Here is a 20943-nt window from a genome sequence, read left to right on the forward strand (position 1 = left end):
CATTAAAAATTTTAAACATTTCCTTTTGTGAAGTAATTTTTAAAATTTCTTAATGTTCGTTTCATGTGTTTGTTTTTATTAGTCAAATTTGCCTATTGAATGGCTAGATATAATTCGCCATTAAACATTGCGGTTGCTATTGAGATTTGTTATAGGGGCATTTTCATACTACTTTGATAGTAAGTGTTTATCTAGTTTTTTGCCTTCGCCTCCTTAAATGAGGAGGGGTAATATCGGTAACTTGAATTTTGGTAATTATTATAAATATACAATATTTTAGGTTTATCTTTTTAGTTTGAAGGATTGAGGGAATAGGTTAAGACCTATCAATTAAGATTTTAATACAGATATACTTATATTCGTCTAATGATTCTTAATTGATATTTTAATGGATAGAAGGAAGTTTATAAAAGAAGCCGGGTTGGCTACAGCGGCATCGGTTGTTGGTTTGGACATTGTGTTTTCGTCCACCTTACCAGAAAATTATATACCACTTGTTAAAGAACCTGGCAACCCATATAAATTATTTGGGATAGATCCTGAAATGACGGTGTTAAACAATAAGCCCTGGAATATTGAGGCTAAAGCCCATTTGTTGGATGATAAAATCACTCCCAATAAGTATATGTTTGTTAGGAACAATGGTTTAATTCCACAGAGTATAGATGTTTCTAATTGGGAGTTGGTCATTGATGGGGAATCTGTTGTAAAGCCTAGAACATATAGTTTGCAAGAATTAAAAACGAAGTTTAAGCAGTATTCTTACCAATTAACACTTGAGTGTGGGGGCAATGGTAGGAGTGAGTTTAATCCGCCAGCAAAAGGGAACCAATGGACAGTAGGTGCTGTTTCCTGTGCTAAATGGACGGGGGTTAGGTTAAGGGATATACTCGAAGATGTGGGCGTTAAAGAAGATGCTGTTTATATTGGATACCACGGTGCGGATGTACATTTAAGTAAAGACCCAAATAAAGAAGCGATTTCTAGAGGCGTGCCCATGTATAAAGCATTACAGAATGAAACTTTATTAGCTTTTAAAATGAATGATAAGGATATCCCATTAGCTCATGGGTATCCGTTACGATTAATTGCGGGAGGTTGGCCGGCATCAGCTTCAGGAAAGTGGTTAAATAGAATTAGTATTAGAAATAAAATTCATGATGGAGCCAAAATGAAAGCACCATCATATAGTGTGCCTTGTCATGCCGTAGCCCCGGGAGAAAAGGTTAAGGAGAGCGATATGTGTATTATTGAAAGTATGCCGGTTAAATCTTTAATCACATACCCCAAAACAGGAGCGATGATAGAAGCGGGTAGTAAACTTGAAATTAGAGGCCATGCCTGGGCAGGTGAATTGGAAGTGGCAAAGATGGAATATTCCATAGATTTTGGAGCGACATGGAAGACCTGTGCTTTAGATAGGCCTACTAACCGTTTGGCTTGGCAACATTTTAGGGCTTCTGTAGAGTTTCCTCAAAAAGGATATTACGAAGTATGGGCTAGAGCAACAGATGAAAAAGGTGTCTGCCAACCTATGTTGGTGCCGGGATGGAATCCTAAAGGATATTTAAATAATGCCTGTCATAGAATTGCCGTAAAAATTAAATAGTAGAGGGATGCACTACGAGGAGTTTAAGAAAATTGTAAAGCGTACTTATGTGGTTTTATCTCTTTTTTTCGGGTTATTGTTGATTATAGCTGGCGGATTGGTTTACGAAATGTTGTATCCTTCATTTTTAATTACTGAAACGGACCAGGATATTGTTTACGAGCCTATTGAAAATTTAGAGGTTATTGGCAAGAATGATATAAAAAATGGAATTCATGAGCCAACTGGTTTTGTTGATGCTAATGGCTTAGAGCAGGTTGTTATTAATTGTACGCCATGTCATTCGGCTAAGTTGGTAACACAAAACAGAGCGACTAGAGAGGGGTGGATAGGTATTATTCGTTGGATGCAGGAAACACAGAATTTATGGGATTTAGGAGCTAACGAAGCCGTTATTGTGGATTATCTTGCAACACATTATGCTCCGGAGAATAAAGGAAGACGGGAGCTTTTAAACAATATTGAATGGTATGACCTTAAGGATAAATGACCTATCTTTTTTCTGCTTTTTTCAGGTAATGCTCCAAGGTTTTATAACTTGTAACAGTTAAGACTTAATCTGACAATTTCAATAAATTAGTTAGACAATTAAATTAGGTAATCGCCAGATACAAATCTCTTTAATTAGATATTATCTTTATAACCATGCCTGGCACAGATTTGTCTCCTTTCTCTCCTGCCATGGTCCCCAATTCTTCAATTAAATCGCCGGATAGAATAATCTTGTTATGGTCTATATGAACCTTGTTAGAAATATCAATAGCTTTATGAGATAGCAAATCTTGCCCTAAAATTTTGATATCATTAGATAACTCCGTTTTAAAATTAAGCGTTAAATCCTCATAATAACCAAATATGCCAATGGGTTTATTTATTTCCAGTTCCTTTAATTCTATTTTTGCTTTAGGATGTACCCAGCTGTTTTCTGGAGTAACTCTTCCCTCTGTAGCTATAGCAACCGCACCATTGGGAAATTTTGAAGCCATAACATAGGGGGCTAAATTTTTATATTCAACCTTTGGTAATGGCATGTTTCGAGTCATTATTGCAGGAGCACTTTGTCGAACCATTTTTCCATGTGCTGCTTTATACCATGTATCATTTTTATGAAAAACAATGCTGTCAATGAGATTGTGTTTTGAAAACTGATAGGAACCATAGCCTGCAGGCATAGGAGGCGCAATTCTCTGCCACAATGCAAAACGATCCATTTCATTAAGACGTTTGTCTACATGTCTGTCTCCCGAAATCTGTAAATGAAAATCTTTCCCCTTATACATTCGAGGAGTATTCATGGGGTGTCTTTTAACAGCTACCACCAATCCCAGTGCTGCCGCTACATTACAATCATCCTGAATATTAAGCAAAGCCTTGTATTCTGGTTTTCCAGCCGTTTGTACCAATATATCATGAATACGCTGCATTGTAGTTGTGCTTACCAATAATGGTGCGGCGTCATATGTTCTAAAAACATCTGTGTTTTTTATCGTTTCCAAAGACTGTTCAACTTTTTGGGTCTTACTGTCAAGTGATGCATCTAGATCTTGTGAAACCATTTCTTTACTACTATAAACAGAAGGATATAAAGATAGGTTTGGTATATCCCATTTGGGGTTTACAGGTCCGGCCCCTGTAATATGCTCCAGAGTCAATTGAGGATATATATCATTTTTTATTTTCGATGCATAAAAATGTTGTGTATCCCCTCCATCTATTTTCCAGTATTCAATACCAGCATATTTACTCCATTCAACAAATTTCCTCATTTCATTTTCTGTAGGGTTTCCTCTTACCCATAAACCTAATCCCTTCCATCCTAAAGCTTTAATGTCTGAATTCATTTGCTTAATGCGTTCTTTGGGCTCTAGATAGGCATATCTTGGAAAATCAAGAGTATCCATTATTAAGGTAAAAAAAGTATTGTCCTTAATACGTTTATCTTGCCAACCATGATCTATCACAAAATAGTAATCGCTTCTTGTTCTTGGTAACATTACTTTTGCCATACCATCCTGGCCAAAAATGGTTTCCTCATTGACACCTTCACGAGCTGCCTCATTTGTGTAAACAGTTCTAGCGTCAGGGTTGGTCACTTCTTTCCCTTTTAAAATAAGATAGTTTTGCCAGTACCATGTGCACCAGTAATTTGGGGAAGATCCGACGCTGGTTGGTACAAGGCTTTGAACTTCATTCTTATTGCTACATCCAAGAATAATTGCTACTGCAAATAGAGTGAAAATGGTTTTCTTTATCATGCGGTTGCTTTTATTTGTTTATATCTAAGGGGGTAAGTTAGTTATTATTTATTTTCTATTCTAAAATCCTTAATTCATTGAACACTATTTTTGTTCTGCATCTAAAAAATGCCTGGCATAATGAAAATTTAAAGCTTTATAGCGCTCGATTAAATTAGGTAATCGCCATTTAAAATCATCCCAATTACGTAAACTTTGGGGAGTCCAAACCACCTCTGCAAGTGCCGTCATTCTTGGTAAGACCATATATTCCAGATAATCTTCGGTACCGATATACTCTGTCCATACATTGCCTTGGGCCCCTAGAATATAGTTTTGCTCTTCTTGGGATAATTCACTAGGCGCAGGGTTATAGGCATAAACATCCTTTACCGTGGTCAAACCTCCTATTGCCAAAGGCTCACTATCTTTATCCTCATATTGATAATGATCAAAATAGCAAGAGTGAGAGGGCGTCATAATAACATTATGGTGTTGTTTGGCGGCTTCAATCCCTCCTTTTTCTCCTCTCCAGGACATCACAGTGGCATTGGGAGCCAATCCGCCTTCCAAGATTTCATCCCAGCCAATAATTTTTTTCCCTTTGGAATTTATAAAACGTTCCATTCTCTGGATGAAATAACTTTGCAGTCCGTGTTCATCTTTTAAACCAAGAGATGTTATCCTTTTTTGACAGTTTGGACAGCGCTTCCAGTTTTCCTTAGGGCATTCATCGCCTCCAATATGAATATATGACGATGGGAACAACGTCATAACTTCGGATAAAACATCTTCTAAAAACGTAAACGTTTCTTCATTTCCTGCACAATAAACATCTCGAATTATTCCCCAGGTTTCGTATACGACCTTTGGGGTTCCTTCTTTTTGAAGTGCCTTACTTTTGTCGGATAACATATCATAGTTTTTGTCTGTAGGCTCTTCCGGAAAACAACTTAAATAGGGGTAAGCTGCAATAGCGGCCCCACTATGTCCCGGCATTTCAATTTCCGGAATGACTGTAATGTGCTTACTCGCCGCATATTCTACAATATCTTTCACCTCCTCTTGCGTATAAAAACCACCGTATTTTTTTTGATCGTTACCTGTGCCCGGGCTATGCCCTATGATGGTGCCATTTCTCCATGCTCCAACTTCAGTAAGTTTTGGATATTTCTTTATTTCTATACGCCATCCCTGATCTTCTGTTAAATGCCAATGAAATGTATTCATTTTATGCATAGCGATTAAATCGATATACTTTTTAATGTAGGACACTGGAAAAAAATGACGCGCCACATCTAAATGCATTCCTCTATATTTATACCTGGGACTATCTGTAATATTAACTGCCGGAATGGTAAGTGCTTCTTCTAGGATCTCTTCTTTTTCTATAGTAGAAGGCATTAACTGTTTTAAGGTTTGAATGCCATAAAATACCCCTGTGGCAGATTTTCCTGAAATTGTAATTCCATCATAGTTTACAGTCAGTCCATAGCCTTCGTCATTAGAAATTTGATCATCTAACTTTAACATTATATTACCGTCCTTCCCGTGTGAATTGATCGGTACTTTTTTCCCAATTGCCAAACCTAAAATTTCAGATAAATAGCCCGCTTCATTCTCTAAACTTTCATCATAAGTAATTTTGGCATCTCCATCAACCAAAAACCTACCTTTTAATATCTTTTGGGATACAGGTTTAGGTGTAATTTGATAATCACTTTCTACGTTGATAATTTCTGCATACTTATTGGTGCATGAACATATTAAAACACTTAATACTATCGTAAATAATTTAATCTTCATTTTTATTTTTTTATTTATTCATCTCACATTTCAACCTTCATTATGTCAAAGGTTTTTCTTCTAATTCTCAATAAAATTTAAGTTAATTAATGTGATATCGATTTTGGTATCTCACTAAGGCCTCCAAATAATAGTAATCGGCATAATTAAGAGGCACATCTATTTCAGCATTATGGGGAATACTGCCTACCGAATGCATTAATATGAAATTTTGGTTTTCACCTATTGGAGATGTATAATCATTTGAAGCAAGTGATTTGATGAGCTTGTTAATTGTAGGTAAATAAGATTGTGACGTATATTCGTCAAGCTCTATTAATGCCGATAAGGTTATGGCTGCTGCCGAAACATCTCTTGGTTCATTAGGAATATTATCGGCATCATAGTCCCAAAATGGGATTCCATCTTTTGGAATGGCATTATTATGCAAAATATATTTAGCTATTTTTTGGGCTTGCTCTAAATAGGTCATGTCTTTTGTATATCTATAACAAACCGTATAGCCATAAAGCCCCCAGGCCTGTCCTCTTGCCCAAGAACTTCCATCGGCAAAACCTTGGGCTGTTTGCCTACTTCTAACATCTCCTGTTTTCGGATCGTAATCCACAACATGATACGAACTGTTATTTTCTCTAAAGTGATTGGCTAAAGTTGTATTAGCATGAGTTATTGCAATTTTCTTGTACTTAGGATTTCCTGTTATTTCACTTACTTTAAACAAAAGCTCTAAATTCATCATGTTATCTATGATGACAGGAAACTTCCAATTTCTTTTGGATTGCCATCCATTATTAACATCCCAGCTCTTTAAACACCCTACAGAGGAATTAAAACGAGTGGACAACGAGTTTGCTGCTTCTATCAGAACTTGCTTGAAAACTTCATTTTCGGTAAGCCTATAGCCGTTACCGAATGAACAATTAAAGACAAAACCTAAATCATGGTTAGTTGTAATATACTTATGAGTTTCAAACAAATCCTGAAATTTTTCGGCAGCAACTTTCCAATCTTCATTTTTTGTGGACTCATATATAAACCAGCAACTTCCCGGGAAAAAGCCTTCGGTCCAATCGAAATCGGAATTGGCCCAGTGGATTTCACCGGTTTCTGTAACGGTTCTTGGAATTCTGTTAATTTTTTCGGCACTTAACTTTTGTAAGATTAATTGCTTTTCTGCTTTTTCAAGTATAGGAGTCACATCCATAACATCGCGGTGCAGATTTTTGTTTTTAGATTCGTTTTTTTGGGTTAAACTATAAACAAAAGCTGTTAACAGAGAAATAAGAATGCAATACTTTACAACGGACATTAAAGGCAATAATTATGGTTGGCAAAATTTTGAATGCAAGATCGGTATGATTTGCATTTTTGAGGATGAATTTAAGGTTTGTTTTAGGGGGGATATTCTGCTGTCTAAAAGGTTAAATGGCAGGATTACAGTGGTATGTGATTTTTGTGAAGTTTATATTTCAGAATTTGTGTTTTCTGACGGATTTTCTTTTCTGTATTGTGAAGGTGTTTGGTTAAATGTTTCTTTAAAACATTTTCTAAAATATTTTAAGTCATTGAACCCAATTTGGTAAGCTACATCGGCAACACTCATATCGGTCCTGGAAAGTAATTGACCGGCTTTTTTAAATTTAACAGCTCTTATAAATTCTGAAATGGTCTGTCCTGTAAGTGCTTTTAACTTTTTATACAGAACCGATTGGCTCATGTGCATTTTTTTCGCAAAGGTGACGGCCATGAATTGCGGATCTGAAAAATTTTCCTCAACAATATCCATTGCTTTTTTTAAGAAAATTTCGTCCGTAGACACTAAATTTAGTTCCTTTGGTTCCAGTATAAAATCCTTTTTGAATTTCTCGATAAGGTTTAACCTGGATTTCAATAAGTTCTCTACCTGCAATTTTAATAATTCTGGATCGAATGGTTTCGAAATATACGCATCGGCACCTGTTTCGTAACCCGTTTTTTGAATTTTGGCAGAAGTTCTGGCCGTTAATAGGATGACCGGAATATGACTGGTCAATATATCGGTCTTGATGGCGTTACAAAATTCGATGCCGTCCATTTTTGGCATCATGATATCACTTATAATAATATCTATGGGGTGAAGTTGGGCCACCTTTATTCCTTTTCTTCCATTCTTCGCTTCAAATACGTTAAATTCATTTGTAAAAATACTTACTACAAGAGCTCTTACTTCTGCATTATCTTCAACTATTAAAACTGAAGGTAAGTCGTTATTAAATTCTATTTCATCTTTCTTAGCATCTTTTTTTATCCATTCGGAAGTAGTGAATAACGGCGCATAATAATCCAATGTATCTCCATTTATAGTAGCTTCATCTTCTATAACCCTATCCTCTGATTTTATATGGTCGCTACCCATGGGCAAAAAAATGGTAAAACAAGTGCCTTTTCCCATCTGGCTACTAACATTTATGGTTCCTTGGTGCAGATCGATAATATCTTTGGCCACCGTGAGGCCTACCCCGGTACCCGATCGTAATTCACTATGCTGCCCCAATTGAAAATACCTATCGAAAATAAATGGAAGATCCTTTTCTGGAATGCCTTTGCCACTGTCGTGAATTTCCAGTTTGATCATGTTAGAATCATTATCTTCTGACAGGTGCATTGATATAATACCATGAACAGGCGTAAATTTAAACGCATTGGATAAGATATTGAGCAATGCTTTTTTTATTTCTATCTTATCAAACCAAATCTCTAATGTAGGTGTTGCGTACGTAAAACTATAGTGAATGTCTTTTTCTGCGGCTAATTCGTTAAATGACAATTTAATATCTTCAAGAAATGGCACCATGTTATGTTTTGAGAAGTGCATTTTTAATTTGCCGCTTTCTGCTTTCCTGAAATCCAGTAGTTGGTTAATTAATTGTAATAAAATATTAGTATTTCTATAAATGCCTTCCAATTGTGATTGGACGTAATTATTTTCTTTTGTATTATCCATTAATCGTTTTAAAGGCCCCACAATTAAAGTAAGAGGAGTCCTAAAGTCATGGGAAATATTAGTAAACAACTGTAATTTAAGTTTGTTCAATTCTTCCATTTTGGCTTTTTCCAGCCTTGCTTCCTTTAAGGCATTTCGTTCCGCAAGCCTGGTAAGCAGAATTTTTCTGGTAATAAATATTAAGATTAAAACCAGTACAGTATAAAGCACATAAGCCTGCCAGGTTTTCCATAGTGGAGGCCTTATCTTTAATTTTATTGATGCAGGCTTTTTATTCCAAAGGCCATCACTGTTTGCGGCCTTTACTTTAAACTCATAATCACCGTGTTCTAAATTAGTATATGTAGCAGTTGATTTATTTTCAACCGTATTCCAGTGCTCATCAAACCCTTCCAATTTATAAGCATATTGGGTTTTATTTGGTTTGGAAAATCCCAAGGCCACAAAGTCAAAGCTAACATCGTTTTGTTTGTGGGTTAATGTTACCGTCTGGATAGAATCTGTTACATTAAGATACGGTTTATTGCTAACACTAATGGTACGAATGACTATAGGAGGAATAAATGAATCTTGAGTAGTTTCATTAGGGTTGAAAATAGTAAATCCGTTAGTGCCTCCAAAGATCAGCTCTCCTCTTTTGGTTTTGTTGGACGCCCCATAGTTAAATTCCTTTCCCTGAAGGCCATCCGATTCACTGAAATTTTTAATTTGATTTGTTCTTAGATCTATTTTACTGAGGCCATTATTAGTACTCACCCAGATACTATTATTATCATCGGGTTGAATCGCATAGATAACTTCATCCGGAAGTCCTTGATGTATACCAAACCGTTGACTTTCTTGGGTGCTCAGGTTATATTTGTACAATCCATCGCCTTCAGTACCTATCCAAAGTATATTGGAGGATTCCTGATATACACTAATAACAATTTTTGCTATATAAGCTCTATTCGTTGTTTCTTGAAATTTGATAGGAAGTATCTGTCTGGAATTGATATCAACCTTAAAAAGACCATTATCACTTCCAACCCAAAGTTTATTGTTTAAATAAGTTTTAGATATGGTATGGATAAAAGTCCCTATTAGGGTATCGGGGTCCTTAACTCGAGAAAAAGCAAGTGTCTTTTTATTAAATACAGTTAAGCCTTCGCTATTAGTCCCTATCCATATATTATGTAAATAGTCTTCTGCCAAACAGGTTATTTTGTTATCGCTTAAACTAGTTGTATCTCCAGGAATGCTTTTAAATCTTTTATAGTTTAAACTAGAGCTTTTTAAAGTTATCTTATTAAGTCCATCGGCATGGGTACCTATCCAAAAATTGCCATCACTATCTTTAAGGATAGCCTTAACATTGTTTCCACTTAAACTGTTAGGGTTTTTGAGGTCGTGCATGTAATACGAGAATTTCCCCGTTGTTTGATTATAAACATTGATGCCCCCGCCTTCAGTTCCTATCCACAGATCGTTATTCTGGTTTTCAACTATGGAGCTTACAATATTATTGTTTAGAGATAATTGGTAGATGTCTTCTGCATAAGATGAAAAAGCATTGGAATGCTTGTCGAGATAGTTTACGCCCCCTGCCCAAGTACCTACCCATAAATCTCCTTTGGCATCCTCAAAGATTTTATAAATGGAATTATCACTTAAACTATTCTGATTTTTTTTATCATGCGTATAATGGTAAATGCGTTGTGTGCTTTTGTTTAAATAATATACACCATTGTAAGTGCCTATCCATAAATTTTTAAATTGATCTTCATAAATGGCACGAACTGCACTAGAAATAACTTTCTCTGTTTCTGAAGTCAGTTTAAAATCTTTAAAAACCTGATCTTTTTTATCAAAAAGCGCCAAGCCATTTTCATAACCAAGCCATATATTGTTGTCTGAATCTCCATATAAGGTTGTTGTATTACTTTTGGTAACACTTGGTGAAGCATTTTCAGGATATGAAAAATGTATAAATGTATTTATTTTAGGTTCATACTTGTCTATACTTTTCGAGGTACAAATCCATAATTCAGAATTTTTGGTCAGTACTAAGGCATTGGTTTGATTAGAACTAATACTTGATGGAACATGCTTATTGTGTTTAAATTTTAATACGCGATATGTTTTCGTATTAAAACGATGCAATCCATTACTGGTTGCAATCCATAAAAAGGGTCCCTTACCTTCCTTTATATCTATAATTTCTATATCATAAGGAATCTCTTTGTCTTTGTCTAAAAAAACCCTTTCAAAACTATCTTGAGCAGGAATATATTTATTCAACCCGTTTTTTGTTCCAACCCAAATATTTTTTTCACGATCTTCAATTATTGAAAAAATTCTATTATTACTTAAACTATTAGGGTCTGTAGAACTTGAGTAGTAATTTTTAAATATTTGTCCGTCAAATTTGTTCAGTCCATACCTTGTTCCAAACCATATGTAACCTTGATAGTCTTGTAATATAGAAACAACAGAGCGTTGAGAGAGCCCATCTTGTGTTGAAAAGTGCTTGAAATTTAATTTTGAATATAGACTGTGCTCTTCCTGTCCAAAACTTAGGCTAATGTATAAAAACGTTAATGCTATTTTAAAGACAGTTTTCATATATCATTTATATAGGATAATATAATCAAAATTATAACATATTAAACCTCTAAAGTATAAGAAAAAGAATTATGGAATAGCTTAATAAAATGGAGACGGGGCCTTAAAAGCGTTTAAAAACCATTCCAATTTTTATTTCAAACCCCTTTATTATACAGCGAACAAAGAGCAGGCTAATTTCCAAAAGCCTACTCTTTGTTTGTTCCTCTTTATATTCTCCTTCCTAAGGGTGACCTAATTTCATTTTAATGTAACAAAATAGAGGAAATCAAATGGTTTGCCTAAACTAACTTGTATTATTCCTTTATATCTTCCAATAAAACTTTCCAGATTCAGGTAAAGTATAAGTGGTAATGACAGGCTTTCCAAATCCTTTAAATGAATAAATAGTATTAGGATTGGCATACCTAGGACCCTGATTTTTATAATTTGTAATATTGTTTACCAGAATATTGTCATCTCCCGGTGGTTTATGTCCATATTCTGCACCCCCTGTTCCAAATATGTCCCAACCGTGCCAAGTAGGAAGATAGATTTTAGTGTTCTCCACAAGATTCTTGCCTTTATCTCCATTGTGAAAATTTACATCGCCTTCTATATAGCATTCCGTTATAACATTATAAGTCGCCCCTTGCTGTATAGCTAAATGCCTAATTCTCTTTACAGTTTCATTCATAATTAAATTGTACTTCCCCCTTATATCATAGTACCCATTACCAGAACCGCCTTTATTGAAACACCTATCTATATAATTACCTTTAAGCGTATTATGTTCTCCTGCAACCAAAATAGGATCTGTTCCTGAATTTAATATTTTACAATTAGTAACCCAGCAGTTTTTGGCAGACGCCGTTAATTGTACCTGCCTTACATATAGATCGGTTAGTCCATCAGGATTGTTTTGAAAACACTCTCCGCACCAGCCGCCGGTTAACCATGTTTCCCGGTCTTTGGGTTCAAAACCCTCTACTTTGTAGTTAATGGTTAAATTTTCTAAGCCCGCATAAGAGACGGCATCAAATTTTATGGTGTTTTTTTTGCCTTCACTCCAATAGGCCCTTATTAGGGAATTAATAACGACATCATCTTTGTTTTCTCCACGTAAAACAACATTGCTTTTAAGGTTTAAAGTAGCATATAACGGATATTGCCCAGATTTTAACACTATCACCCCTCCCCCTGTAGCTGCAACTTCATCTATTGCTGTTTGAATATCATCATCTTGTGTTAAGGTTTTTACAACCTGTAAATCACTTGGAATACCTCCATTAACACCTGCTTTGGTAAATTCGGCAACGAGACTTTCAATTAGGGCTTTGCCATCATCGACTAATACTTCTTCTTCAATTATTTCTTCTGGTTGTTCTTCAACTTGATTATCACCAGAGCAATTAACAAATAAAATTGTGACAATTAACAAACCAAAATATAGCGGTAACTTTTTTGTATTTAAACTAACGTTCATTTCATTTATCATTTTTAAACTAAGCTTTACAATTTAACATGCACAAGAAGTTTTTATTTTGCTGGTAGTTATTTGCAATTAACCAACGTAACTCATCTATTTTAAGGGAATTGTTTATTCTTTCACAAACTTTGAAACAGACCTGTTACCGGTATTGTTATTGTATAATTCAATAATAAAAATGCCTTTGTCCAGACCTTGAACATCAATAGTCATTTCCTCTGAATTCGACCCTGTGCCGCTTTTCTTTATCACTCCATTTAAGTCTGAAACAACATAAGAACTAATTATTTCTCCCCATTGTATATTCACATAATTTGTTGTTGGGTTAGGAAAAAGACTGAAAAGATCAACATTAGTAAGCGTTTGTGCTGTTTCTATTCCTTTAGGAACAGAAATTTCATTTATAGGGGCTTCTATAATTTGATTGGCAAATTTTAATAGCAATTTAGGTTTGTAACCTCCTGACTCACTAGAGTTATAATTTATATAAGCATTATTATTTGAGCTTAACTGAACGGAAAGATAACCATCTCCCAAACGCTCAATTTCTGCCTGGTCTGTAATATCCCAAGTAACTATATTTCCTGTATTTTGCACAACCTTGCTATCCAAAAGCGTACTTGAAATAGGTTTATTATTCCATGTAAGATTCGTTTCAGACCAGTTATCATGTGCAACAAATTTCACATCATGAGTCACATTATTCTCTGGATTTGCCCCTAACTTAGGTACTAATTGTAGCTTTGCACTCACTATTTTTCTATCGAAGGAAGATATATTAAATTTTAAATAAGTCTCCCTTTCGAATCCTACCACATCATTTTTAACTTCAAGGTTTGTATTGTTATAATTATTATCTGCATAACTTCCGGAACGTACGTAAGCGTCATCAATAGAAATTAATTCCTCATCGGCTACTTTAATTATTAAAGTAGGCCTTGAAGTTTGCTTCCAATATTCCTTAGAAAAAACACTGCTGTAAACTCCCCAGTTTATTGCGCTCAATTCTAAAGACAGAATTCCATCTTTCTTAATTTCACTTTGTACTTGACGAGTAATATCCCATTCCATACCACCTGTCCCTCCAGACTGAGTACCCAAAGAAAAAGAGGCGGAAGGCTTGTTATTCCAATTAATGGTAGATTCGTTCCAATTATCATCTTCCACATACTTTAAATCGTAATTTGAAGCCCCAGAATTATTTGATGTCAATCGTAATTTTGCACTTGATAGGTTTTTTACAGCAGACAAATCAAAAGACAAAAACACTTTTCTTCCATAATTTCCTCCATCCCTTCTTATTTCAAGATTTGTAGCCTTACCATAATTATTATTTCCATAAGTTCCACTTCTTACGTGGGCATCTCCTGTAGGTTTTAATTCTAAAGTATCTGTAGCATACCAATCTTCTTTTAGCTTATTCCATTCATCTAAAGCGATGTCTATCCAAGTAGGTTTAGAACCTAAGCGATGTTCCAGTTGTGCCTCGTACAAAGATTCAATATTTACTTTTGTTCCATTGCTTTCTTCATACTTGACATGAGATTGTACAAAAGTAGTTGAACCATTACCATGATACCCCACAATAATAGGATTAACTATAGCTAATCCGCAATAATTGTTCCCACAATCTCTCCATAGATCTACAGTAGTATTATTATCACTAATTCGTTTTGTATTCCACATTGTAAGTCCAGTAAGATGATTGGGGAGGTTTGAGAAATGCCCACCTGCACCACTTACCCATGCTGTTGTATACAAATCTATTAAGTTCGTTCTAGGCATGCTTCCATGCAAATCCATACCATATTTTTTCTGGGCATCAATTCTCCAAACTACTGACCCACAGGCTTTTCCAGACATATCAGCACCATGCCACTGTCCAGAAGAAGTATTATCCCAAATTAGTCCTTGAAGTATTCGAGAAGAACCACCATCTACAATGGATAACGCATGACCACTATTACCATCCACTAGAATATTTAATAAGGAAGATGCATAGGATGAAGCTGTAATTTTCACAGAATTACTAACATTTGAAAATCGGCTTCTTCTCACCCATGAATGTGCGACCCTACTCATTTTTATAGCTTTCCAACCATAGTTATGGATGTAGTTTTTATGGTGCTTAAAAGACTCATTAAAGTTTGCTTTAAAATGAATATCCTCAAAGCCACAATTTTCAAGTAATGTAAAAGTTTGTGCTTTCCAATGGTGTGCTGAATTTATATTATCAATTATTGGATCTTTAAAATACACCTTCTTTTTAGCAATATCAATAGACTCAATTTCATGAGTTTCTTGTAAAGCAACTCCGTTTTTTATAATACTTGTCCAAACATTTCTAGGTGTTTTGCCATCTAGATACTCTTCATTAGCCGCAGTGTTGGCACTCATTACCAAACGACAGTACTTAGCCTTCAAGAAAATAACTGGATTATCTACATAAATAAAATTATCTCCTCTCTTTGAGTCTTTTGTTATTTCAGTACTTTTTACAACTGGTGTATTTATAGGGTTAAATATAAACATGGGAGCATTGTCCCAAGGCGATGCCCCAGAAGGTAAGCGCATATAGTTTTTCATGTTGATGATAGTTCCTCCAGGAATAGAGCCACTTCCTTTCAATATAATATTTGAGGAATTAATAGTAATGGGTGACGTATTATTGGGGTCTGTATTAACCAAGTATTCTCCGGCAGGAAAGAATACAATCCCACCACCATTTGCTTCGGCAGCATTAATGGCGGCCTGTATGGCCTCTTGATCTGAATTTTCGTCATCTGGAACCGCTCCATATGTAGGATCTGTAACATTATAAACTCGTCCGTTAAACCCTTCGGGTATTTCCAACTCGCCTCTCATATAGCCCGCATAGGAATAATTGGGTAGTACGGGAATGTTAGGGTCTGTTATCTCCCCTGTATATCGTTTCCATATTTGTGGTGTTTGTGCTTGAATTTTATAAATGCCAATGTTTATGAATAACATGAAGGTCATTATAAAAATATTTTTTGGAGTAAAAGTTGTTTTCATAAATCGGTGGATTTTGTTGTTATTTGAGTAAAAACAAAGAAAAAGGCAATTTGAAAAAAAAGGGGGTAAAATTAATTTTAAGATAGGGGGGATATCCATTTATTTAAATTTTGAGAATGAATACTTAAGACTGTATGAATCAGCCTAAAACCCTGATGGGCGTTATCCTATCCAGAGGTCGTATAGTTCTTGAGAGTAATTCTTTTTTGACTGAAAAGAGTATAATTTGAGGATATATAAAAGTTAAGTTAAGTATTCAGGTAATAAAAACAATCGTAAGCATTCCTGCTTACGATTGCTAAAAATTATTTAAACAGAATCGAAATGGTTGTTACTTCTTCACAAATTTCACAACCTTTCTATTTGTTGCACTATTGTTAAGTAACTCTAAAAAATAAATTCCTGTTTTCATATTTTGAACATCAATGGAAATTTCTTTTTGGTTGATGTTTTTCAATGTTTTAATTGTTCTACCTCTTAAATCTGTTATGGCATAAGAACTGATAATCTCGCCCCATTTTAAATTCAAATAATCCTTGGTCGGATTGGGAAAATAACCAAAGTAATTGGAGGGAATATCCAATTTTAAATCAGCTTTCGACATTTCAAGTTCGGTAAATATCTTTGTAGAAGATTGCTTATTTGAAGCCCCTGCTTCGGCTAGTTCTAAAATTAATTTAGGCACACCACTTGCAGATTCACTTGAATTAAAAACCACCCAAGCATTACTAACTGTACTTAACTGAATGGAAAGGTACCCATCTCCAGTACGTTCATTTTCGGCCTGTGCGGTCACGTCCCAAAACATTGCCGCACCGGTTTCCCTAACAATTTGGCTATCTAGAAGTGTACTGGACAAAGGTTTGTTGTTCCAGTTAATAGTAGTCTCAGACCAACTATCGTCTGACACAAATTTTAGATCATGGATTACATTATTGGCAGGATTTACTCCTATTTTAGGAACCAGTTGCAGTTTAGCGCTCACAATCTCATTGTTAATAGAAGATAGATTAAATTTTAAATAAGTGTAAGGTGTTGTTAATTAAGATTTTATTTAAATAGTGCTGATTTTGGATTTAACAGCTTCCACGGTTTTTTTCGAGTTTCCAATAAAAATGCTGTCATCAATGATAATAACAGGGCGGCTTAAAAAAGTATAATGCTCTAAAATATAATGTTTATAATCACGTTCCTCTAGTTTTTGGTTTTTTAAATCCATTTCCTTGTATAGCTTGGATCGTTTGCTAAAAAGGGCTTCATAACTCCCAGAAAGTGCATGCATTTCTTCTAACTGCTTTACAGTAATGGGATTGGTTTTAATGTCCTGCAAAATAAATTCAGAAGATAGATTTAGTTCTTTTAAGATCCGGGTGCAGGTGTTGCATGTTTTAAGATAGTATACTTTCTTCATAAGCTTTGAAATTCAATATTACTGATATTATGGAGGGAAAGATAATCACATTTATTTAAATTATACCATTTGTTGATTAACAATGGTATTATAAATTGGGGTTTTGTATTTTAATGTTAGAACTGTGCTTTTGTAGCATTTAAGTTATATTTGTCGCAAAAATAAAATATGGATTTCACATTTGAAGTATTAAATAATACGCGTCGTTTTTTCAAAAACTTTATAGAGAATACGTCTTTAGAAGACTTAAATAAGATCCCTAAAGGGTTTAATAATAATGTTATTTGGAACATAGGGCATATAGTTGTAACAGGACAATTATTAGCGTATAAGTTGTCGGGATTGCCACTTATGATTGATGATGTGCTTGTTGCAAATTACATGAAAGGAACGCGGCCTGAAAGAGCGGTTTCTCAAGCAGAAGTAGATGAAATTAAAGATTTATTGTTTGCTACCGTTAAACAAACCGAAGCCGATTATAAAGATAAAAAGTTTGTTAATTTTCAAGAATATACAGTTTCAACCACTGGTAATACATTAACAGACATTGATAATGCTCTAGAGTTTATACTGTTTCATGAAGGGATGCATTTAGGATATGTAATGGCGTTATTAAGAGCCATTAAAAATTAAAAGAGTATCAATTTCGTGATACGGAATCGTAAACTCAATAATTCCAGTAGAATATGGGGCTATTTCGTATGTGTTGTAAAGTAAAATAAGTCCTTCTTCACTAAAACCAATCTGATTGGGAAGCGTGAAGTTTTTGCTGTCAATAGTTATATCCTTATTTAAAACGGTGCTTTTAAAATGAGCCTTTGCTACTTTCTTAAAAGACCCCAAGTCTTTAAATAAATCAATATTGTTGAGTGTCTCTCCTGTTTTGGCATTGAAATTCAAAAAGGAAATTTTGGTGTTTCCATGCGCACCCCCAGTATTGATATAAGAGGTTATAGCGATGCTTATAATCTCTTGTGATTGAAACATTAAATCGCCATCAATTTGAGCTTCCCATTGCTGGGCACTTTCAGGGAACTCATTTTTAAACGTGTTAAAAGCATTATTGAAAGCTATGATGTTGTCTTCAATAGATCCAGCAGAGTTGTTTGGAGAGTCTATTTGCAGTGCAGAAGTAACTTCTTTTTTTATGATTGAATTTATATGTTTGGAAATGGGGTGGTCATCATCAGTTAGCGGAATGTTAATTGTAACAAGCGTATTATTGTTTGTTGTAAAGCGGGTTTCACTAAAAGCTATTTTGGGGGTGTTGTTACAACTGTAAAGGACAATAAGAAAATGTAAAAGTAGATGTGTTTTTCTTAACATGGTAATATTTTATTTTGGAAGCTAATCTAAATAGTAAACATAGCCAACATTAAGCCATATAAGCCAGTCATTAAACTTGTTGTAGCTTAGTTTGTGATTAAAGCCATCAACCCAATCGTTAAAATATAACTGCCATCTTAAATCCAATAACAAATCAGACAGGACTCCTATTTTATAGCGAACACCAACACTTGTAACCATAGACCAGTCCCCTCTTTGGTTTAAGTTGATCGGGTATTCCCTTGTTTCACCGGCTGGTACTGGGGGTAAAAAACTAGGATCTTGATACCAATAAGAATATATGTTGTTACCGTTAAAAATATTTTTATCACCATAATCAGTGCTGCCTTGAGGGGACGAACTTGTATAGTGAATACCTAAGCTTATATAGGGAGCCAATAAATAACTAAATGCTTGAAACGATCGAATGCTTCTAGGAAAATACTCAATTTGTGTTCCTATGTCAAAATTTTCAGCCACCCCGTGGTGTGCTCTTAGTTTATCTGCATTAGGTGACGTATATCTAGGTTGTACCCATTCGCCATGGTGGTCAAGTACAGTGTAATTCCAAGAAATCTCGTTTCTAAGTTTAAAGTGGTCGTTAAAATAAGTGTCGGTAGAATAACAATTACAATCGGCACGGTAGGCAAAGTTTATATAGTGAATAATTCCGATACCTATTCCCGAGTTCCCTAGATTAGTGGCTTCGCTAAATCGACTGCCAAAATCAGACCTAAATTCTACAGGACCAGCAATAACACCAATTTCGTGTGAAAATCCTAATTGAGAGTTTGCAGTTTGGAAAACTAAGAATAGGCAAAAAGCAATAGCTAAATGATTAAAGTTAAGCATAATAAGGTGTTGCTTTTTAGGGGCATCCATTGTAACAAATATAAAAAAACTCAAATAACAAACAAAGGTTAAAAAGTAAGTAGGATTTTTTTATAATTTTTAATTGCGAAATTCAAAAAAAAACAATGTAATTTTTAAAGATAACGTATATTTGTGCTCTAAAATTACATAATCAATAAAATAATTAAAATTTTAAGTAAATGAAAGATATAATAGAAGGGTTCATGGACCTTGTTAAAGAGCGTAATGGTCACGAACCAGAGTTTTTGCAAGCTGTTGAAGAAGTAGCAGAAACAGTAATTCCTTATATTGTTCAACACGATATATATCATGGAAAGAATATTTTATTGCGTATGGTAGAACCAGAGCGTGCAATAACATTTAGGGTGTGTTGGGTTGATGACTCTGGAGAGATTCAGGTAAATAGAGGTTACCGAGTTCAAATGAATTCTGCTATAGGGCCGTACAAAGGAGGATTGCGTTTTCATCCTACGGTTAATATGAGTATACTAAAATTCTTAGCCTTTGAGCAAGTCTTTAAAAATAGTTTAACAACCTTGCCAATGGGAGGAGGAAAAGGCGGTAGTGATTTCGACCCTAAAGGGAAGAGTGATAATGAAATTATGCGTTTTTGTCATTCGTTTATGAGTGAGTTGTTTAGGCATATTGGTCATAATACAGATGTTCCTGCAGGCGATATAGGAGTTGGAGCCAGAGAAATTGGCTTTTTGTTTGGGATGTACAAAAAATTGAGAAATGAATTTACAGGTGTTCTAACAGGTAAAGGAATGTCTTGGGGAGGGTCATTAATTAGGCCTGAGGCTACAGGTTATGGAACGGTTTATTTTGCTGAAAGTATGCTTGGCACAAAAGATGATAGCTTCAAAGCTAAGCGAGTAGTTATATCTGGATCTGGAAACGTAGCTCAGTATGCTGCCGAAAAGGTAATTCAATTGGGAGGAAAAGTGCTAACGCTATCAGACTCTTCTGGATATATTTACGATGCTGATGGCATCGATGCTGAAAAATTAGCCTTTGTTATGGAGTTAAAAAACATAAAGCGTGGTCGTATTAGTGAATATGTAAAAGTATATCCAAATGCCACTTTTGTTTCTGGAAAAACCCCATGGGAAGTTGTGTGTGATGTAGCACTACCGTGCGCTACTCAAAATGAATTAAATGAAGATGATGCAAATACGCTTTTAAGTAATGGTTGTATGTGTGTGAGCGAGGGAGCTAATATGCCATCTACCAAGGAGGCTGTAACGGCATTCCACAAAGCTAAAATATTGTTTGCTCCAGGTAAGGCATCAAATGCTGGGGGTGTGGCAACTTCTGGTTTGGAAATGACCCAAAACTCTTTGCGATTTAACTGGACTCGAAATGAAGTGGACGTTAAGTTAAAAGAAATCATGGCTAATATTCATGATACATGTATTCAATACGGGAAAGACGACGATGGTTATGTAGACTATGTTAAAGGAGCAAACATTGCAGGATTTGTTAAAGTAGCCGATGCGATGTTAGCACAAGGTATTGTCTAGAACCTTATTTGGTTTATTAATTAAGCTTCCTAATTTTTTAGGAAGCTTTTTTGTTTAAATTATATTATTA

At 35.0% G+C, this 20943-nt stretch carries 14 protein-coding genes and 1 pseudogene; 4 read left to right on the top strand and 11 right to left on the bottom strand.

What is annotated here, in order from left to right; translation table 11 throughout:
• Positions 1 to 388 precede the first annotated feature (388 nt).
• Together JF259_RS09120 and JF259_RS09125 are read left to right on the top strand one after the other, a co-directional pair.
• Positions 389 to 1609: a sulfite oxidase gene (locus tag JF259_RS09120; RefSeq protein WP_199115005.1), complete on the top strand. Its 1221-nt coding sequence runs from the start codon at positions 389 to 391 to the stop codon at positions 1607 to 1609.
• Between the two features lie 7 nt (positions 1610 to 1616).
• Positions 1617 to 2099, top strand: coding sequence for a monoheme cytochrome C (locus JF259_RS09125; protein WP_199115006.1), 483 nt, complete (start codon positions 1617 to 1619; stop codon positions 2097 to 2099).
• 130 nt (positions 2100 to 2229) lie between these two features.
• Here JF259_RS09125 and JF259_RS09130 read toward each other — a convergent pair whose 3' ends face one another.
• The 9 genes and pseudogenes from JF259_RS09130 to JF259_RS09165 form a co-directional block, all read right to left on the bottom strand.
• Positions 2230 to 3864 (bottom strand): alpha-amylase family protein, encoded by a 1635-nt coding sequence (locus tag JF259_RS09130; RefSeq protein WP_199115007.1) that lies wholly within the window; start codon positions 3862 to 3864, stop codon positions 2230 to 2232.
• A gap of 84 nt (positions 3865 to 3948) precedes the next feature.
• On the bottom strand, positions 3949 to 5649 hold the full coding sequence (locus JF259_RS09135) for a beta-N-acetylhexosaminidase (protein ID WP_199115008.1): 1701 nt from the start codon (positions 5647 to 5649) through the stop codon (positions 3949 to 3951).
• Between the two features lie 82 nt (positions 5650 to 5731).
• A complete protein-coding gene (locus JF259_RS09140; protein ID WP_199115009.1) occupies positions 5732 to 6958 on the bottom strand; it encodes a glycoside hydrolase family 88 protein in 1227 nt (408 codons plus the stop codon).
• Between the two features lie 153 nt (positions 6959 to 7111).
• Positions 7112 to 11236 (bottom strand): two-component regulator propeller domain-containing protein, encoded by a 4125-nt coding sequence (locus JF259_RS09145; RefSeq protein WP_199115010.1) that lies wholly within the window; start codon positions 11234 to 11236, stop codon positions 7112 to 7114.
• Positions 11237 to 11540: 304 nt separating this feature from the next.
• Positions 11541 to 12701: a hypothetical protein gene (locus JF259_RS09150; RefSeq protein WP_199115011.1), complete on the bottom strand. Its 1161-nt coding sequence runs from the start codon at positions 12699 to 12701 to the stop codon at positions 11541 to 11543.
• 114 nt (positions 12702 to 12815) lie between these two features.
• Entirely contained in the window at positions 12816 to 15740 is a 2925-nt protein-coding gene (locus JF259_RS09155) for a CBM96 family carbohydrate-binding protein (RefSeq protein WP_199115012.1), read from the bottom strand.
• A gap of 331 nt (positions 15741 to 16071) precedes the next feature.
• Positions 16072 to 16344, bottom strand: coding sequence for a T9SS type A sorting domain-containing protein (locus JF259_RS17690; RefSeq protein ID WP_262894895.1), 273 nt, complete (start codon positions 16342 to 16344; stop codon positions 16072 to 16074).
• A gap of 75 nt (positions 16345 to 16419) precedes the next feature.
• A pseudogene (locus JF259_RS17695) lies at positions 16420 to 16761 on the bottom strand (CBM96 family carbohydrate-binding protein); the annotation flags it as partial.
• A 33-nt stretch (positions 16762 to 16794) separates the two neighbouring features.
• Entirely contained in the window at positions 16795 to 17151 is a 357-nt protein-coding gene (locus JF259_RS09165; RefSeq protein ID WP_199115014.1) for an arsenate reductase family protein, read from the bottom strand.
• Positions 17152 to 17319: 168 nt separating this feature from the next.
• Here JF259_RS09165 and JF259_RS09170 point away from each other — a divergent pair, with 168 nt between their 5' ends.
• Complete coding sequence (locus JF259_RS09170; RefSeq protein ID WP_199115015.1) at positions 17320 to 17784, top strand: DinB family protein; 465 nt, start codon at positions 17320 to 17322, stop codon at positions 17782 to 17784.
• On the opposite strand, the gene JF259_RS09175 is transcribed toward JF259_RS09170, so the two are convergent.
• On the bottom strand, positions 17764 to 18477 hold the full coding sequence (locus JF259_RS09175; protein WP_199115016.1) for a DUF3298 and DUF4163 domain-containing protein: 714 nt from the start codon (positions 18475 to 18477) through the stop codon (positions 17764 to 17766). The genes JF259_RS09170 and JF259_RS09175 overlap by 21 nt on opposite strands.
• Positions 18478 to 18498: 21 nt before the next feature.
• Complete coding sequence (locus JF259_RS09180; protein WP_199115029.1) at positions 18499 to 19329, bottom strand: THC0290_0291 family protein; 831 nt, start codon at positions 19327 to 19329, stop codon at positions 18499 to 18501.
• A gap of 200 nt (positions 19330 to 19529) precedes the next feature.
• Here JF259_RS09180 and gdhA point away from each other — a divergent pair, with 200 nt between their 5' ends.
• Positions 19530 to 20873 (top strand): NADP-specific glutamate dehydrogenase, encoded by a 1344-nt coding sequence (gdhA, locus tag JF259_RS09185; protein WP_199115017.1) that lies wholly within the window; start codon positions 19530 to 19532, stop codon positions 20871 to 20873.
• Positions 20874 to 20943 lie beyond the last annotated feature (70 nt).

Origin of the sequence: Snuella sedimenti, from assembly GCF_016428595.1 — a bacterium.
GTDB classification, from domain to species: Bacteria; Bacteroidota; Bacteroidia; order Flavobacteriales; family Flavobacteriaceae; genus Snuella; species Snuella sedimenti.

What these genes read in the sequence shown, in the direction of transcription:
- JF259_RS09155 (WP_199115012.1), bottom strand. Translation starts at nt 15,740, where the DNA reads ATGAAAACAACTTTTACTCCAAAAAATATTTTTATAATGACCTTCATG.
- JF259_RS17690 (WP_262894895.1), bottom strand. Translation starts at nt 16,344, where the DNA reads ATGTCGAAAGCTGATTTAAAATTGGATATTCCCTCCAATTACTTTGGT.
- gdhA (WP_199115017.1), top strand. Translation starts at nt 19,530, where the DNA reads ATGAAAGATATAATAGAAGGGTTCATGGACCTTGTTAAAGAGCGTAAT.
- JF259_RS09180 (WP_199115029.1), bottom strand. Translation starts at nt 19,329, where the DNA reads ATGCTTAACTTTAATCATTTAGCTATTGCTTTTTGCCTATTCTTAGTT.
- JF259_RS09135 (WP_199115008.1), bottom strand. Translation starts at nt 5,649, where the DNA reads ATGAAGATTAAATTATTTACGATAGTATTAAGTGTTTTAATATGTTCA.
- JF259_RS09150 (WP_199115011.1), bottom strand. Translation starts at nt 12,701, where the DNA reads ATGAACGTTAGTTTAAATACAAAAAAGTTACCGCTATATTTTGGTTTG.
- JF259_RS09120 (WP_199115005.1), top strand. Translation starts at nt 389, where the DNA reads ATGGATAGAAGGAAGTTTATAAAAGAAGCCGGGTTGGCTACAGCGGCA.
- JF259_RS09140 (WP_199115009.1), bottom strand. Translation starts at nt 6,958, where the DNA reads ATGTCCGTTGTAAAGTATTGCATTCTTATTTCTCTGTTAACAGCTTTT.
- JF259_RS09170 (WP_199115015.1), top strand. Translation starts at nt 17,320, where the DNA reads ATGGATTTCACATTTGAAGTATTAAATAATACGCGTCGTTTTTTCAAA.
- JF259_RS09130 (WP_199115007.1), bottom strand. Translation starts at nt 3,864, where the DNA reads ATGATAAAGAAAACCATTTTCACTCTATTTGCAGTAGCAATTATTCTT.
- JF259_RS09175 (WP_199115016.1), bottom strand. Translation starts at nt 18,477, where the DNA reads ATGTTAAGAAAAACACATCTACTTTTACATTTTCTTATTGTCCTTTAC.
- JF259_RS09125 (WP_199115006.1), top strand. Translation starts at nt 1,617, where the DNA reads ATGCACTACGAGGAGTTTAAGAAAATTGTAAAGCGTACTTATGTGGTT.
- JF259_RS09165 (WP_199115014.1), bottom strand. Translation starts at nt 17,151, where the DNA reads ATGAAGAAAGTATACTATCTTAAAACATGCAACACCTGCACCCGGATC.
- JF259_RS09145 (WP_199115010.1), bottom strand. Translation starts at nt 11,236, where the DNA reads ATGAAAACTGTCTTTAAAATAGCATTAACGTTTTTATACATTAGCCTA.